A 16,617-nucleotide genomic window follows, 5' to 3' on the forward strand; every position below is an offset into this window, starting at 1 on the left:
TAAGCCCGATCGCAATAGTCAATAACGCCCGCGACCGGGGTTGGAAGCGCGGCGGCTTAACGCCATGAAGGACGTCGCCAGCGTGTACAGCATGCCGATGAAGGTGGCGGTCCAGGCGGCGACCGCGATGTAGAAGAAGGCGTGTGTCAATCCGGTCAGGAACCCGAATTCCATGGCCTGATCGAGTTGCCAGGTGCAGGCGGCGTACATGCCGAGAGGAAACACCGCGCCCCAGTAGAGCGGATCGTAGCGCAGGGGAAAGCGCTTGTAGATATGACGCCAGACGCCGAGCAGCAGCAACATCGGAATCCACCAGCTGCCGGTCGCCCAATAGAAGATGGTGAAACCCTTCAGGAAGGGAAGCAGCGAGGCGAGATAGGGGGCCTGCGGCGCGTTGAGGATCAGCAGAGAGCCCGCCAGGGTGGAGATCGCCATCGCGCCCATGTTGATCCAGTAGGGTGGGGACAGGTCGCCGGGCGAAAAATGGAAGAAGGCGTAGCGATAGAAGATCAGCGCCATCATCCAGATGTAGAGCATGCCGCCCCACAGCCAGGTGGACAGAGCGAAAAAGTTCAGTTCCAGCCTGTAAGGCTGGCCGATACGTGCGGCCAGCAGCGCGCTGGACACCGATAGCGACTGAGTGGCCACGACGGCCAACAGCCAGCCGCCATTGATGCCCCTGTCGAGCGTCGGCTTGTCGCGTCTGACAGTGAAGGCCGTGAAGATGGTGTAGGTGAGCCCAAGCCACAGCACGACGGCAAGCCCCCACAACGCCTTGCCGACCCTGAGTTCGTCGCTCAACACCATAACCTGACTTGCCAGGATGCCGGTGCCGGCGACTGCCGTGAAATAGCCGGGCCCGGTCAGATGGGCGACCATGTCACCGAAAAACCGCGCCGGGTAGCGCCAGGCCCGGAGGCCATACAGAACGCATAACAGGCTATATTGCCCGATATTCAGATAGAAAAGGCCCGAGGCCAGCGCGTCGTATCGCATCATGAACGCCGCCAGGGAAATGATGCCCGTGGCCATCACCAAGCCGAAATAGGCCGGCGACATATCGGCAAGGCGGAGTTCCGGCCGTTCTGGCTGCGAGTTGTCGATCGCGCTCTTCATCGCCCCACGCACCCGTTCGTCGCGGCCTTTGAAATCAGGCCTCGTCGCCCGCATCAGGCGGAACAGAAACTTTCTGCCGGCTGCCTTAATTCCCGGCTCGTGCATTCAAGCGTCGGAGGTCAGGCACGATGATCAGGCGATTGTTCTCGATGCAGATGATCTTGTCGTTGCGCAACCGCGTCAACTGGCGACTGACCGTTTCGATGGTAAGCCCGAGGAAATCGGCAATGTCGGCCCTGGATAGCGGCAGGTCGAAGCGTGCGGAATTACGGCCTGTCGTGTCGGATGACGCAGCATGACGAGCAAACATCACCAACAGGCTCGCGATCTTCTCGCTCGCCGTCTTGCGGCCGAGCATCACCATCCATTCGCGCGCTTCGTCCAGTTCGTCGAGCGCCTGCCTGTAGAGCTGCCGCTCCAACTCCGGCGATTCCTGCATCATTCGTTCGACGGCGTCTTTCGGAAAGGAGCAGAGTACGACTTCGGTGGCGGCTTCGGCGTTAAGCGTGCTTTCGGAGCGGTACGGCCGGCCCAGGAAGTCGGGAGCGAACTGGAGGCCGACGATCTGCTGGCGCCCGTCCGACAGCGTCTTGGTCAGCTTCACGACGCCTGACAGGATAGTGGCGTATCTGTCGATCCGTTCAGCTTCGCCCAAAAGGGCGGCCCCGCTTGCGGCAGCGGATTTGCGCGAAGTCCTGGCCAGTTCGACGAATTGTTCGCAATCCAGCGTGCTGCAAATGCCCTTGTTGCGCCCCTCGCATGAGGCGCACAGCACGGGAACGGCATCTTTTTGGATATCCCTGCGCACGATATCGCCACCTTTAAGGTCACTATAGCATCTTCAACCATGGCATGCGCCATGTCAGTTCATCTTGCGAACCCGGTCTTTGCGCAAGATCAAGTATGCCGGATCGATGAGGATTGATCGCGACCAATGCTGGCGAACTTCTGGCGATCCGTTATGGGAGGTTCCGGAACCAGGCCCTCGGAAACCTTCCCCGGATGATCATTGGCAGCGCGGGAACCCTTGCCGTAGTGACTGCGGCGATGCTGCGGCTGCACCTGCCGGCCCTTCTCCAGTCGGCTGCGCTTTGCGCCTGCGGAAGCGTTGAAGCCGCTTTGGCGACTTTGCCGTTACTCAAAAGCGGCTGGGGATTCGTCTGACGGATTTCCAGCTATCCCCAGAAGGTGTGTTCGATTGTGCCGGCGCGATTGCCAGATGGACCGGTAAGCGGAAGGTGCAAGGGCGTGATGCTCCAGATCTCCAGTTCCAACGTGTTTGTCCTGTCCACTTTCGTGGCCTCGCAGTCCGACGAAAAGGGCAGAGATCGCCGCGAACGCATTGTGCGAGCACTGGAGGACGCGCGCAGGCGGGGGGCCGATCCATCACCCTTTCTCGCTTGCTGAGCGATCTCTTACGTGGTTCTGGTCGGTCGAGCCGCGGATGAGCGCCGGATGCAACTCACCCCTGATGACCAGCACCGGTCCGGACGGGGTCGAAAACTGTAGGAGCGGCTGCGCATCAAGGAATTTATCCGTCGGCAGGACGCCCGCCCCCGTTTCGCCAAGGAAGAAGATGCCATTGGGCTTCTTGTAGAAATTCGGGATCTGGCGTGGCTGCCTGTTCATGCTGGTGGTGTCCGCCGGCCGCAATGCCTCCCCATCCTCGACGTAAAGCCCAAGGGGCGAGAAATCGGACTGACACATGCCGGCGTTGAACGCCAGCACCAGTTCCAACCTATGGTCGCTGACGGCATCGTCTCAGCCGGGTGAAGGCTCGTCGTGGTGGCTCGGCATCGAACACCGCCCAGATCGTGTGTTCCGTCTGATCGACATGCTTATGAGCGCGGGCATAGCTGATGCACTTGTCCAGCAGCCAGCCGTTCTGCTCATCGTAGGATTTGAACTGCAGTCGTGGCGTGAAAGAAGCGTTTCTCGCGCAAAGCCGCGCCCGAAAAGCCGGCTGAAGTCCTCTCCGAGAATCGCCACGCAGGCTTGAGACCTCCGCTCAGGCCACGCCCTCCCGGAGGTCTCGAGCCTGCGCCACAAGTGGCCGACTTTTACGTCGCCCATTGGCCTGATTTTACTCCGCCGTTGACGAAGCGACGTGAACCACCCCATCCGCCAAGCGACTCGAGGCACTCGAGATCGAACATCCCGAAGGGGGAGCCTTGCGCATCAGCATAAAATAACAACCCTCAGGCGTGTTCCGCGATGACCGACAGGAAAGCCGGGCCGTAGCGGTCGAGCTTGGCATCGCCGACACCCGGCACTTCCGCCATCTCGAGGCGGGAGGCCGGACGTGCCGCCGCAAGCTGGATCAGCGTCTTGTCGTGGAAAATGACATAGGGCGGTATATTCTGTGCTCGCGCGATCTCTAATCTTTTTTGCCGCAAAGCCCTGAACAGGGCACGATCCGCCTCAGCTATGGCGGACTCCGCGCCGCTGCGGGCAACCCGGCCGCGACGCGCGCGTGGCGGCCTTGGCGCGCGCAGCATCAGTGCGGGCTTGTCACGCAGAAATTCGCGGCCTGCAGGTGCGATCGACAGGCCGCCATGGCCGGCCAGGTCGACATTGATGAGACGCAGCGCGATCAACTGGCGCAGAATTGCCCGCCATGTGCGGTTGTCATGCTCCTTGCCGATGCCGAATGTCGATATGCGATCATGCCCGAACCCCGCGATGCGCTCATTTTCAACGCCAAGCAGCACATCGGCGATATAAGCCTGTCCGAAGCGCTCACCGGTGCGATAGATGCAGGAAAGCGCTTTCTGCGCGGCTATCGCGCCGTCAAATAGGATGGGGGGCTCTGCGCAGGTGTCGCAATTTCCGCAAGGCTCGCACTGGTCGCCGAAATAGGACAATAGCACCTGCCGTCGGCAGCCCGCCGTTTCGGCCAGACCCAGCAGTGCATCGAGCTTCTGGCGCTCCATGCGCTTGCGCGGCTCGGGCGCATCGGATTCCTCGATGAAACGGCTGCGGAGAGCGATGTCGTCATGGCCGTATAGCATGAGCGTATCCGACGGCAGGCCATCGCGCCCGGCACGACCTGTTTCCTGATAATAGGCTTCGATGCTGGATGGCAGGTCGATATGGGCGACGAAGCGCACGTCCGGCTTGTCGATGCCCATGCCGAAGGCGATGGTGGCCGCCATCACGACCGCCTCGCCATGCTGGAAGTGCATCTGGTTGGCTTCGCGCGTGGCCTTGTCCATGCCGGCATGATAAGCCAGCGCATCGTACCCCTGATCACGCAGCCATACGGCGGTCTCCTCAGTCTTGCGTTTAGACAGACAGTAGACAATCCCGCTTTCACCCTCATGGCGGCGGAGGAAATCCTTGAGTTGCGCGCGCGGATTGTCTTTTTCCTCAATGGCGTAGCGGATGTTGGGCCGGTCGAAGCCGGCAATGAAGGCGTCGTTCTCTGCGATATTCAGGTGCATCAGGATTTCGGCACGCGTCGGTTCGTCCGCCGTCGCGGTCAGCGCCATGCGCGGCGTGTCGGCAAAGCGATCTACGACCGTATCCAGCTGGCGATAGGAAGGACGGAAATCATGGCCCCATTGCGAGAGGCAATGCGCCTCATCAATGGCAATCAGCGACAGCTTTATCCCGTCGAGCCGGTCGAGAACGTCGGTCCGCAGCAGCGTTTCAGGCGCGACATAGAGTAGGTCAAGCCCGCCGCTCCTGACTGCCTGCCACAGGTCCCGCCTCTCATCCGGAGGAAGATCGGAATTGAGCGCGGTCGCCCGGACGCCGGCCTGTCGCAACGCCGCCACCTGATCGGCCATCAGCGCCAGCAACGGCGAAACGACGAGCCCCAGGCCCGGCCGGGCGAGTGCGGGGATCTGATAGCACAGCGACTTGCCGCCGCCTGTCGGCATCAGCACAAAGGCATTGTTGCCCTCAATGACGTGCTCCACGATCCGCGCTTGCGGACCCCGGAAAGCGTCATAGCCGTAGATGGATTTGAGAATTTCAAGGGAAGAGGCAGCCATAATTCTTCTGTGCAGGGAATTAACACGTGATGTTGTTGCATGCATATCGGGTCGGCATCCACCGTACCACAATGCGCGGCTTGAGGGACGGCCGGACAAAGGCGCCGCATCCTGCCCTGCTCTGTAGTGAGGATGGCGGAATTTGTACGGGCAACGCTTGAGAAAGGTAGTCGTCAGGCAATCATATATTCAGCCGGGCGGCTTGGCGGCGGCATAGATGACGACCCTGCCGGATGGCCGGAACTCCATGGCCAGCAGGTCTCTGAGCAGAAGACGTCGAGAATTTATGGCGTGGAAGAGAAGGGCGTTGCCTTCGATCTCCAGTTGCAGCCGGGTGATTTCGGTCTTGTGCGTTTCGAGTGCTTTGGCGAGCTTGCGAGGCGGGCCGCCTTCTGATGGGGCGGCGTCGCTAAGAAACACGATATCCACCTGCTCGACACTGGTGGTCTTACGTACCTTGCTGACGTTCTCAGCCGTGTTTTCGATTGCCAGGACCACCTGATCCTCATCGGCGGCGGCAGCCACCTCATCTTCCCTGATTTCAGAACCAACAATTCGCTGAATGGTGTTGTCGTCGAACACTTCACCTGAAACCGCTGTGCTCATTGCCGTCACCACCAGAAGTGCCGCCGACAGTCGCATTCCGCAAACGGGCAATATCAATTCTCCTTGAGCTTCAGTCCAAGGCTAACATAGGGGAAAGGAAAAAGGAGAACAGTTTTCCCTCGCAACGTTCGCCGCTCCCGACATTCAGCCACGGAAAGGCCGTCCGACCCGGGAGGTGATATGTCAGTTCATCAAAAATGGCGGCCTCGGACGCAATGTCTTGAAGCTGTCCCCGCGGTTACTGTCCACACGCGCTGTTCTTTTATAGGCTTCCGTTAATTATCAGGAAATGCGAGGTTTTTTCAAGTCAGACAGGGAACGGGAAAACGATGGGGGTAAGAGTTTTGGCGTAACCGGAACCCTTTTCGAAAGGGTTACTTAATGGCGGCGCACAACGGCTCTGGTTCGGATGCGCGGTCCGAGAGAGCGGACCTCGTGGCGCTTCAAACGAGATTGCCGACATAGTGTCGGGCAGCGCCCTTCCAGCGTCTTGGGAGCAGGCCTGCGGTTTCTGTCACAGGGAAGAAATAGCCGGTTACGGGAACGGTTTTAAGAGCAGCATTCGATATAGGGCATGGCCTGACAGACCCGGTCGAGTTCCTGGTCAAAAATCCCGAGGAACTCCCGTGCAGCTACAGAGAGCGGCGCTTCGGGGGAGGAAACTATGCACATCTCGAACGGGATGGTGACTTCCAGCGGCCGCACCGCGATCCCGCGCGGTTCGCAGTGCATGGCGGTGAAAGGATCGATGATCGCCACCCCGATTCCCTCGGCCACCAGTGCGCAGGCGGTGATGGACTGGTGGACCTGGATACGCAGGTTGCCGGTGATCGCCTCGTAGAGTTCGACGCCAGACTTGTAGCGGGTCAGGAACTCGCGCTCCAGTCCGATCACATTCTCGCGCGCGAGGCTGGCTGTCGTGACGGTGTCGCTCTTCGCCAGCGCATGCCCGGCGGGAATGGCGCAAACGCATCGGAACTGCCAGCGCCGTTCAATGCGCATGGCGCTGGTGACCGCGATCGGATCGACAATTCCGAAATCCGCGAAGCGGGAGGCGACCAGATCGACGATCTGCCGGGACTGGGCCGTGGTGCAGGAGACATGCATCTGCGGATGGGCCGCGTTGAACGCCTTGATCACCGCGGGTGTGACAGCGATGGAAAGCGCGATGAATGAACCCAGCCGCAACTGACCGTGCGCCAGTGCGCGGATATCGGCTGCGGTATGCGCCAGCCGTTGCATGTTGCGGAAATACTTCTGGATCTCATCGTAGAACAGCATGGCCTCGGGCGTAGGCAGCAGGCGGCCCTTCCGGCGCTCGAACAGGTCGAAACCGATGCTCTCTTCCAAGCTTCGCAGCAGGCGGCTGACGCTCGGTTGCGAGACATGCATGCTCGATGCCGCGGCTGTGACCGAGGCAGTTTCCACGATCGTCTTGAAAGCCTCGATCTGCCGCGGGCTGATTGTATCCGACCTTGATGCCTTGCGCATGCTGACGCCTCTCTCCCATCGACATCATAGTATTTATGTATGAGTTACGTAAATATTGCTCTTTGACTTTATGGGTTTGCGTTCCGATACTCCCCTCAAAGAGTTCAAGAAAAAGGGGAGCGACTAATGAATAATTTCAGAATTCCCACCTCTGTGAGGCGTTTGTGCGCGGCCTTGCTGGTGTCCGGTTCGTTCGCCGCCAGCCAAATTTCTGCCCAGGCCGAGGAGCTGACGGTCTACAGCGCCATGGCCAAGGAACACTTCGCGGAGCTGATCGCCGCATTTCAGGAGCGCGAGCCGGACCTGAAGATCAACCAGCTGCTGGATTCCAACGGTCCGATCATTGCGCGCCTGCTGGCTGAGAAGGAGAACCCCCGCGCCGACATCATTCTTGGCGCCTCGGTGCCCGGACTGGTGATGCTTGAGGAAAAGGGGATGTTGATGCCCTATGCTCCTGACGGTCTCGACCAGATCAAGGAACGCTTCTACGATCGGAAAAGTGAAGTGCCGCATTGGGTGGGCACCGATGCCTGGGCATCGGCAGTCTGTTTTAACACCATCGAGGGCGTCAACCACAACGTCGAGGAACCCACAAGCTGGAAGGACCTGATCAAGCCCGAATACAAGGGCATGATCACCATGCCCAATCCCAATTCCTCCGCCACCGGCCTGCTTGCGATTGTCGGCTGGATGAAAATCTTCGGCGAAGACGAGGCCTGGACCTATATGGACGGACTGCATGAGAACATCGCGCAATATGTCCATTCCGGCTCCAAGCCCTGCCGCATGGCGGCCGCCGGCGAGGCTGTGATCGGCATCGCCTATCCAGCGCCGGGAGTGAAGGCGATCAATGACGGGGCGCCGCTCAGCGTCGTCATTCCGGAAGAAGGTGTCGGCTCCGAGGTCGAAGGGGTGGCCATCATCGCCGGCGCCGGCCAACCCGAGGCAGCCAAAAGGCTCGCCGATTTCGCCGTCAGCCAGGAGGGCAATCAGATCCACAACAAATACTATGCGCTGGTGGCTCGTGAAGGCGTCTCCACGCCTGTGCCAAACTATCCCGAAGGCGAGGAAAAAGCGCTGGTGGACATGGACTTCTACTGGGTGGCCGCCAACAGGGACCGCATATTGGCCGAGTGGCAGAAGCGCTATGGGGCCAAGGACGAGCCAAAATAGTCCTTGATTCTTGACCCTAAGTGATGGTGGCCGGCCGGTCTTGTGCAAGCCGATCCTTCCTGACATGGCGAAAGGCGACAGGCAGATGGTCAATCAGATTTTAGCCGCGCCGGTATCGGCGCGCAAAATCCGTATCGGTTTCAGCCGCGAAGATATTCTTCTCCGGCTCTGCCTGGTCGCACTCGGCCTGTTCCTGGTCGTCGGGCTGCTGCTGCCGGTCTATACGCTGCTGTCGAAGGGGGTGCAGGACGTAAATGGCAACTTCGTAGGCTTGCAGAATTTCGTCAGCTATTTCCAGGAACCGAGCGTTTCGGTCGTCTTCTGGAACAGTCTGCGGATTTCGCTTTTGTCGACGCTGCTGACGCTGGCGTTTGCAGGCGCCTACGCTTTCGCGCTGACCCATTCGCGGATGCCGGGCCGAACCTTCTTTCGCGCGGTGGCGCTCGTGCCGTTGCTCACGCCCTCGCTATTGCCGGGCATCGCGCTGATCTATCTGTTCGGCAATCAGGGTTTCTTTCGTGGCGCCCTGATGGGCCACAGCCTCTACGGCCCGATCGGAATCGTCATGGGCGAGGTGTTCTTTACTTTCCCTGTCGCGCTGCTGATCGTGCTGACCTCGCTGCTGACCATCGACCGAAGGCTCTACGAGGCGGCAACGGCGCTGCAGGCGGGGCGGCTGCGCGTTTTCTTCACCGTAACGCTGCCTGCTATGCGCTTCGGCCTCGGGGCGGCCTTCTTTGCGACCTTCACCAAGGTGTTCACCGATTTCGGCGTGCCGGTGGTGGTAGGCGGCTCCTATCCTGTTCTCGCCACCGACCTCTACCAGAAAGTGATCGGCGGTTTTGATTTCCAGATGGGAGCCGTCGTCGGCATGCTGCTGTTCATCCCGGCCGCCATCGCCTTTCTTGGCGGGCAATTGCTCCAGCGGGGCCGCGCCAACGGCATCGACGGACGCGCCGTTGTTTATGTGCCTGCAAAAAGCCGGGGGCGCGATCTGGCCTGCTTCGCTTTCTGCGCGGTGGTGGCGCTGGCGATCCTGAGTGTGCTGGTGATGGCGGTGCTGGGCTCTCTGTTCAAGCTGTGGCCTTACAATCTCGATCTGTCGCTTGCCAGCTATAATTTCGCCGAGCATGAGCCGAGCGGCTGGGGCGCCTATCGCAACAGCCTGCGCCTCTCCGCCGGGGTGGCGGTCTTCGGAACGGCCGTGGTGTTCTTCGGAGCTTACCTGCTTGAGCGGGTGCCGGGGGCGTCATGGCTGCGCGGGGCGATCAATTTCTTCTGCATGATCCCACTCGCCATGCCCGGCATGGTGCTCGGCCTGTCCTACATCTTCTTCTTCAACAGCCCGTCCAATCCGCTGGGCGGCATTTACGGCACAATGACGATCCTAATACTGAGCACGGTGGTCCATCTCTACACGGTGCCGCATCTGACGGCTCTGACCGCGCTCAAACAGCTCGATCCCGGGCTGGAAGCGGTCGGTTCCTCGCTCAAGGTGTCGCGCTTCGCCACTTTCGGCCGGGTGATCCTGCCGGTTTGCCTGCCTACAATCCTGCGCATCGCCGGTTATCTTTTCATGAATTCCATGACGACGATCTCGGCGCTGGTCTTCCTCTATTCCGCAAACACCAAGGTCGCGACCGTCAGCGTGGTCCTGCTCAACGACAACGCCATGTTGGGGCCGGCGGCGGCGATGAGCGTGCTGATCGTGGCGACGTCGTCCACGGTGGTCGGCCTTCAGTGGCTGCTCATGCATGGCTTGTTGCGACGGTCGCAGGCCTGGCGCGGCAGGGAAAGCTAGCACAGAAACCACCGGCCCGCTTCCGGCGACGGGCCCAGTCCAAGGATCAGCTATGACGAGTTCGTCAATAACAACCACGCCATTGGAATTCATCCGCTTTGCCGAAGAGCTTGCCGACGCCAGCCGCGCGCTTATCCGAAGCCGGTTCCGCTGCAATGCCGATATCGAGATGAAGCCCGACAACACACCGGTGACGGCCACCGACCTTGAAGTCGAGAGCCTGATCCGCGGCATGATCGCCGAGCGTTATCCTGACCATGGCGTGATCGGCGAGGAACATCCCTCGAGCGCCGTTTCGGCTGAATGCGTATGGGTGGTCGATCCGATTGACGGCACGCGCTCCTTCATCGCCGGAAGGCCGGTGTTCGGTACGCTCATCGCGTTGACGGTCGGAGCAGCCCCGGTGCTCGGCGTGGTTGACATTCCGATCACCCAAGAGCGCTGGGTGGGAGCGAAGGGTCATGCAACCCTGCTCAATGGCGAGGTCGCCTGTACGCGCAAATGTCGGTCGGCAGCGGACGCCATTCTGCTCGCCACCTCCCCGGAATATCTCGACGGCGATGCGGCCGGCCCGTTTTCCAGTGTGGCGGCAGCCTCCCGCTTCACGATCTACGATGCCGGCACGCAGGCCTATGGACTGGTGGCCAGCGGCCATGCCGACATAATGATCGCCGCCCGCTACGGTATTGTCGACTATCTTGCCGCCGTCCCCGTCATCGAAGGGGCGGGCGGCGCCATGCGGGACTGGAATGGCGCACCGTTGACGCTGCACTCGGGCGACCGCTTCGTGGCGGTCGGTGACGCAAAGCTCCTTCCGGGGACGCTTGCGCTTCTCGGGCGCCCCGAAACGAAAGGCTGGGCCCATGCTGAACGTGCCTGAACCCCTCGCAAACGCATCCCCGCCATTGCCTGACGGCAAGAACGGAGAGGCTCCCGCATTACGGATCCGGGGCCTGTCGAAATCCTTCGGGCGCTTCATTGCCCTAAAGTCTATCGATCTGGATATCGAGCCGGGTGAATTCGTCTGCTTTCTCGGGCCTTCGGGCTGTGGCAAGACCACCTTGCTGCGCGCTATTGCCGGCCTCGACCCGCAGGATCAGGGCACGGTCCACCAGCGCGGGCGCGATATTTCCCGCCTGTCCGTGGACCGGCGTGATTTCGGCATCGTGTTTCAGTCTTATGCGCTGTTTCCCAACCTCACGGTCGAGCGCAATGTCGGCTATGGCCTGCATCGTGGAGGCCTGTCGAAAGAGCAGCGCAGGGCACGCACCACGGAGTTGCTGGCCATGGTCGGATTGGAAAGCCAGGCCACGAAATATCCTGCCGAGCTTTCCGGCGGCCAGCAACAGCGCGTAGCGCTGGCTCGCGCGCTGGCGCCGTCGCCCGGCCTTCTGCTGCTGGACGAGCCGCTCAGCGCGCTGGACGCCAAGGTACGGCTGCATTTACGCGATCAGCTGAGACAGTTGCAGCGCAGCCTCGGCGTCACCACCATCATGGTCACGCATGATCAGGACGAGGCGTTGGCCACTGCCGATCGCATCGTCGTCATGAATCAGGGCGTAATTGAACAGGTCGGCACGCCGGAAGAAGTGTTTTCACACCCCGCATCGCCATTCGTGGCAGGTTTCCTCGGCGACATGAATTATATCCCGGCGACAACTGCTGGCGGCAACACCGTCTCGGCCGGGGGAACGACTTTCGCTGTCGCGAAGATGAACAATCAGCCTCCCGGACGCGAAGTGAACCTTTGCATACGGCCGGCCGACATCGTCGTGGAACTGGTGACTGGCGACAGGAATGGCAAGCTGGAAGCGCTGGTCGAATCGGTGTCGTTTCGCGGGAATTACTACCGGCTACGGCTGCACTGCCAGGCGCTCAGGCAGACGCTCGAAGCTGAAATTACCCGAAATGCATGGGACCTGCTCGCCATAAGCCCCGGCTCCCGCATCAATATCGCTCTGCCGTCGGCCAGGTTGGCCGTTTTCCGCAAGGTGGATAGTTAAAAGCAAGGCGATGCTGAAGTCGCGCGGTGAGGTGACATGGGTAAAGTGGTCCGGGATTGATGTTAGTTTCACGGCAGATTTTCCTCTTGGTTGAAAGGAGATTTCGCTATGAAGAAGCTGTTTTCGGTCGAGCAGATCGTGGCGGTGTTGAAGCAGGCTGAGCTTGGCCTGCCGGTAGCGGATTTGATCCGTCAGGTCGGAATATCGGAGATGACGTTCCACCGCTGGAAGAAGCAGTACAGCGGGCTTGAGGTGCGAGAGCTGAAGCAGGTCGTTGAGGAGAACGCCTGACTCAAGAAGCTTGTCGCGGAGCTGAGCCGGGACAAGGCAGTGCTGCAGGATGTGCTGTCAAAAAATTCCCAGCCAGCGCTTATGAAACAGGTTGTTGCCTACGTGACGGCGTGTCACGGCTACAGCGAGCGCCGGGCCTGCATCCTTACACGCCAGCATCGTTCGAACCAGCGCAAGAAGCTTCGCCGCGATCCCCGTACTGAGCTTCGAGCGCGGTGACCTCCTGCCCGTCGAGCAGGACGCGCCCGCCATTGGCCGCATCCAGCCCTGCCACCAGATGCAGCAACGTGCTCTTGCCCGAGCCGGATTCGCCAGTCAGCGCCAGCGTCTCGCCGGCATCGAGCGAAAGCGTCACGCCGCGCAGGACAGCAACCGGACCTCCCGGCCCAGGATAGGATTTCTGCAGATCTTCGATCGAAAGCAACATGCACGACAGCTATCGTTTATGATGAAAGAGGGGAGTTGTGTGATTGGGATTGATCCACCCGAGTTCACCTGGCAAGCCAGCCGTACCCTCTTGCGAAATTGAGGTCGACTACTGGTCGTCGCTTCGCTTTCAAATAGTGGCGCTGGAATCCCTTAATTCATGGACTAGGCCCTCCGAACTGTGATCGGGTGTGTTTCAGAGCTCGGTCCCATATCCACGCAACAGCGGTTCGCCGATCCCGTGGAAGGTGACGCATCAGGCAAGAGCGTCGGTCAGCACATCTGCTTTCTCGTCGAGCATCTTCGCACAGATGCGCTCGACGCGCCGACCCGTTTCGCCTGCGGCCCGGCGAGAAACGTCATCAGCAGAATCCTGCGCGGATCGGTGCCTGAAGGATCAGATGCGCGACACGATGCGCTAGTCACCTGGAACTGAAATAAGCATCATTGTATATTCCCGTGCCGGAGAGACGGGGGACATCGGTGATGGCGGGCGACAGGCGGATTTGGTCGTATTGAGGGGCGAGGACCGGTCTTTTCTCGAAGCGCGGGTTCGGCGGCACAAGGCGCCGCGTTCACTTTCGGATCGATGCCGGATGGTCCTGCTGTGCGCCGAAGGATTGCAAAGCAAGGAAGTTGCGGAACGCCTCGGTGTCCACGAGCACACGGTTGGCAAATGGCGGCGGCGTTTCGTTCAGAACGGCATTGAAGGGCTGACCGACGAGTATCGTGAAGGTCGTCCACGCACGGTGTCGGATATGCAGGTCGCTCAGGTCATCGAGTGCACTGTGAACAGCACCCCGAAGGATGCCACCCGTTGGTCGATCCGCTCCATGGCAAGTGCGACCGGGCTTTCTCACACCACCATCCGTCGGATATGGGCCGCGTTTGGGCTGCAACCGCATCGGTCGGAAACGTTCAAGCTGTCGGCCGATCCTCTGTTCGTCGACAAGATGCAGGACATTGTCGGCCTTTACATGTCGCCGCCGACCCGGGCGGTCGTGCTATGCGTGGACGAGAAATCGCAAATTCAGGCACTGGATCGCGAGCAGCCCGTCTTGCCCATGGTGCCGGGTGTGCCTGAGCGAAGAACACATACCTACATCGTCACGGTACGACCTCGCTGTTCGCGGCGCTCGACGTTGCCACCGGCGCGGTGATCGGCAAATGTTACAAGCGCCACCGGGCAACCGGGTTTCTCGATTTCCTCAAGCGGATTGATGCCGTGATGCCCAAGGGACCGGATATCCATCTCGTGGTGGACAACTATGCCACCCACAAAACGCCGAAGATCAAGGCTTGTCTGGCGCGCCGCCCGCATTGGCATGTTCACTTCACGCCGACATCGGCGTCCTGGATCAATCGGGTTGAGTGGTGGTTTGCAGCGCTCACGCGTAAGCAATTACAACGCGGCGTCCATCGATCAACCGCAGAACTCGAAGCCGATATCGTCGCCTTCATCAAGGCACACAATGAAAACCCCAAGCCCTACAAATGGGTCAAATCTGCCGACGAAATCCTCGCCGCCGTCAAACGCTTCTGCCAGAAAACAATGAACCGAACTTCGGATTCAGGTGACTAGGCGCAGGTGCTCGATGTGGATCTGGTTCCTATCGACGGGCTGTTTGCTGCGGGCGAACTCGTGGGTGGATTGTTTTACTTCAACTATCCGGGCGGCACGGGGCCCATGGCGGGCGCTGTGTAGGGGTGCCCCGCAGGGGTATCGGCAGCAGTCTCCTCCCAGGCGGCATAAAACCATTTCAGGTCCGGCCGGACCTGTCACGATGATGCGGCCGCTTCATGTTGCCGCCTGATCGGTCCAGATGACCGCAAGGGCGTTGAGCCGACGGCCGGCGCCTTTCGTTCTTTTGCCTCAGGCTTTTCTATGTCTTAAGAGCATAGATGTATGCGATCAATTCTATTGATATATAGCCTCCCCCACTCAACTATACCCGCAGCAGAATGGACAAGCAGAAGGTATAGGCGATGGGCAGGGCAATGGATGCCGTCGACATCGAGATTCAGTGGCAGCAACTGATCTCCTTCCTTTCGGAAGCTGCCCTGATGATCGTCAAGACCTCGTTTTCGAAGATCGTCAGCGAGGGCGGCGATTTCGGCTGCCTGCTCTATGATCGCAAAGGGCGCATGATCGCGCAAGATACAGGCGTATCCAGCAAACTGGCGCCTTCGCCCCGAACCGTCGTCGAAATCCTCGCGCAATACGGCGCCGACGACATCCACGAGGGCGATGTCTTCATTACTAACGACCCCTGGCTTTGCTGCGGCCACCTTTATGACATCTCGGTCATTCGACCCCTGTTCCATCGCGGACGGCTCGTCGGTTTTGGTGAGACCATGGCGCATGTTCCCGACATCGGCGGAAGCCTGTCGAGCGATGTGCACGAAGTGTTCGAAGAGGGGCTCAACCTCCCGGTGATCCATCTCCTGCGTCGCGGTCATGACGTGCCCGAGGTATGGGCCCTGATCCGCGCCAATGTCCGTGTCCCGGATCAGTTGGAAGGCGACATCCGCGCCTTCATATCCTCACTCGAGCTCGACCAGCGACGCATCAGTGCATTTCTGGAAGAAAACGGGCTGGATGACCTGCAACCTATCGCCGAAGAGATCATCGCCCGCTCGGAGCGCGCCATGCGTGAGGGGCTGAAGACGCTGATCCAGCCGGGCACCTTCCGCAACCGGATCATGCTGGATGGGCTGGAAACCGACGACCCGCTGTCGATCTCAGTCAGCATTTCGCGCCATGACGACGGCTCGGTCACTGTCGATTTCGATGGAACGGGGCCGCAAAGCGCCGTCGGAATCAATTGCACCGAAGCCTATACGCAAGCCTGGACCGCCTATTCGATCCGCTGCATCGTAGCGCCGCATATCCCCTACAATGCCGGCCTCCTCAAGCCGGTGATCGTCAAGGCGCCCCAGGGATCATTCCTGAACGCCAGGCGTCCCGCCCCGGTCCGCATGAAATCGGCGACGGGAAACTTCATTCCTGCCGCCATATTCGGCGCACTGGCAGAGGTCGCGCCGGATAGGGTTATCGCCGAATCCGGCATCAAATGCGTGATCCGTTGCTTCGGTGTGGATGCGCAGGGCCGCAGCATCGCGGAAACGCCGCACTTCATGGGCGGACTGGGCGCGCGGGCCAACAAGGACGGCATCTCGTGCATGTCGTTCCCTGCTGCCGGGGCGGAAACTCCGGTCGAGATGCTTGAAAACGCCTTGCCGCTGACCGTGACCCACAAGGCGCTGATCTCCGACTCCGGTGGAGTTGGGCGATACCGTGGCGGGCTGGGGCAGAGGATCGGGCTGCGCTGTGAAAGCGACCGGCCGCTCAATGTGCTGGTGCAGAATATCAAGGTTCATACCCCTGCCATCGGTTATGCCGGCGGCGGCGAGGGTGGCCGGGGCTACAACCGACTCGGGGAGAAGATGTTGCCGGGCAAGACACAGGTGCGCCTGGTGCGCGGCGACCAGCTTGAAATTGGGCTGTCCGGCGGCGGCGGCATGGGCGACCCTCTCGCCCGGCCAGTAGCCGAGGTTGTGTCCGATGTTGCCCATGGATGGGTCAGCCCCGAGGTGGCGGCGGATTGCTATGGGGTCGCTTTCCGACCGGATGGCTCGGTGGACGATGTATCCACCCGTCAGCTTCGCGCACCACTCCGTGCCCAGGCAACCTATCCTGAGAAGGCGTGAC

At 60.5% G+C, this 16,617-nt stretch carries 12 protein-coding genes and 4 pseudogenes; 8 read left to right on the top strand and 8 right to left on the bottom strand.

Annotated elements, in window-relative coordinates; all coding sequences use genetic code 11:
• Positions 1–18 precede the first annotated feature (18 nt).
• Both ABID44_RS16900 and ABID44_RS16905 read right to left on the bottom strand, forming a co-directional pair.
• Entirely contained in the window at positions 19–1,116 is a 1,098-nt protein-coding gene (locus tag ABID44_RS16900; RefSeq protein ID WP_354152876.1) for a tellurite resistance/C4-dicarboxylate transporter family protein, read from the bottom strand.
• Between the two features lie 85 nt (positions 1,117–1,201).
• A complete protein-coding gene (locus ABID44_RS16905; RefSeq protein ID WP_354152877.1) occupies positions 1,202–1,924 on the bottom strand; it encodes a Crp/Fnr family transcriptional regulator in 723 nt (240 codons plus the stop codon).
• 113 nt (positions 1,925–2,037) lie between these two features.
• On the opposite strand from ABID44_RS16905, the gene ABID44_RS16910 reads away from it, so the two are divergent.
• Positions 2,038–2,280: a hypothetical protein gene (locus ABID44_RS16910; protein WP_354152878.1), complete on the top strand. Its 243-nt coding sequence runs from the start codon at positions 2,038–2,040 to the stop codon at positions 2,278–2,280.
• 222 nt (positions 2,281–2,502) lie between these two features.
• Here ABID44_RS16910 and ABID44_RS16915 read toward each other — a convergent pair whose 3' ends face one another.
• From ABID44_RS16915 to ABID44_RS16935, 4 genes are all read right to left on the bottom strand, one after another.
• On the bottom strand, positions 2,503–2,853 hold the full coding sequence (locus ABID44_RS16915; protein WP_354152879.1) for a hypothetical protein: 351 nt from the start codon (positions 2,851–2,853) through the stop codon (positions 2,503–2,505).
• 461 nt (positions 2,854–3,314) lie between these two features.
• Positions 3,315–5,114 carry a DNA helicase RecQ gene (recQ, locus tag ABID44_RS16925; protein WP_354152880.1) on the bottom strand — a complete coding sequence of 600 codons (1,800 nt, stop codon included), beginning with the start codon at positions 5,112–5,114 and terminating at the stop codon, positions 3,315–3,317.
• A 189-nt stretch (positions 5,115–5,303) separates the two neighbouring features.
• On the bottom strand, positions 5,304–5,720 hold the full coding sequence (locus ABID44_RS16930; protein WP_354152881.1) for a hypothetical protein: 417 nt from the start codon (positions 5,718–5,720) through the stop codon (positions 5,304–5,306).
• 549 nt (positions 5,721–6,269) lie between these two features.
• On the bottom strand, positions 6,270–7,211 hold the full coding sequence (locus ABID44_RS16935) for a LysR substrate-binding domain-containing protein (protein WP_354152882.1): 942 nt from the start codon (positions 7,209–7,211) through the stop codon (positions 6,270–6,272).
• A 126-nt stretch (positions 7,212–7,337) separates the two neighbouring features.
• On the opposite strand from ABID44_RS16935, the gene ABID44_RS16940 reads away from it, so the two are divergent.
• The 5 genes and pseudogenes from ABID44_RS16940 to ABID44_RS16960 all read left to right on the top strand — a co-directional run.
• The gene (locus tag ABID44_RS16940; protein WP_354152883.1) at positions 7,338–8,384 is read left to right on the top strand and encodes a putative 2-aminoethylphosphonate ABC transporter substrate-binding protein; all 1,047 of its coding nucleotides are present in this window, start codon (positions 7,338–7,340) and stop codon (positions 8,382–8,384) included.
• Positions 8,385–8,469: 85 nt separating this feature from the next.
• Complete coding sequence (locus ABID44_RS16945; protein ID WP_354152884.1) at positions 8,470–10,185, top strand: putative 2-aminoethylphosphonate ABC transporter permease subunit; 1,716 nt, start codon at positions 8,470–8,472, stop codon at positions 10,183–10,185.
• Between the two features lie 52 nt (positions 10,186–10,237).
• Positions 10,238–11,065 (top strand): inositol monophosphatase family protein, encoded by an 828-nt coding sequence (locus tag ABID44_RS16950; protein ID WP_354152885.1) that lies wholly within the window; start codon positions 10,238–10,240, stop codon positions 11,063–11,065.
• Positions 11,049–12,188 (top strand): putative 2-aminoethylphosphonate ABC transporter ATP-binding protein, encoded by a 1,140-nt coding sequence (locus tag ABID44_RS16955; protein ID WP_354152886.1) that lies wholly within the window; start codon positions 11,049–11,051, stop codon positions 12,186–12,188. The genes ABID44_RS16950 and ABID44_RS16955 overlap by 17 nt, the downstream gene beginning before the upstream one ends.
• A 108-nt stretch (positions 12,189–12,296) precedes the next feature.
• Positions 12,297–12,695 (top strand): annotated as a pseudogene (locus ABID44_RS16960) (transposase); the annotation flags it as partial.
• Here ABID44_RS16960 and ABID44_RS16965 read toward each other — a convergent pair.
• Both ABID44_RS16965 and ABID44_RS16970 read right to left on the bottom strand, forming a co-directional pair.
• Positions 12,655–12,906 (bottom strand): annotated as a pseudogene (locus ABID44_RS16965) (ATP-binding cassette domain-containing protein); the annotation flags it as partial. The pseudogenes ABID44_RS16960 and ABID44_RS16965 overlap by 41 nt on opposite strands.
• A gap of 258 nt (positions 12,907–13,164) precedes the next feature.
• A pseudogene (locus ABID44_RS16970) lies at positions 13,165–13,327 on the bottom strand (UvrD-helicase domain-containing protein); the annotation flags it as partial.
• 57 nt (positions 13,328–13,384) lie between these two features.
• Here ABID44_RS16970 and ABID44_RS16975 point away from each other — a divergent pair.
• Together ABID44_RS16975 and ABID44_RS16980 are read left to right on the top strand one after the other, a co-directional pair.
• A pseudogene (locus tag ABID44_RS16975) lies at positions 13,385–14,487 on the top strand (IS630 family transposase).
• Positions 14,488–14,903: 416 nt separating this feature from the next.
• Positions 14,904–16,616: a hydantoinase B/oxoprolinase family protein gene (locus ABID44_RS16980; RefSeq protein ID WP_354152887.1), complete on the top strand. Its 1,713-nt coding sequence runs from the start codon at positions 14,904–14,906 to the stop codon at positions 16,614–16,616.
• The last annotated feature ends 1 nt before the right edge of the window (position 16,617 follow it).

Source organism: Aquamicrobium ahrensii (assembly GCF_040545755.1).
Classification (GTDB): Bacteria; Pseudomonadota; Alphaproteobacteria; order Rhizobiales; family Rhizobiaceae; genus Mesorhizobium; species Mesorhizobium ahrensii.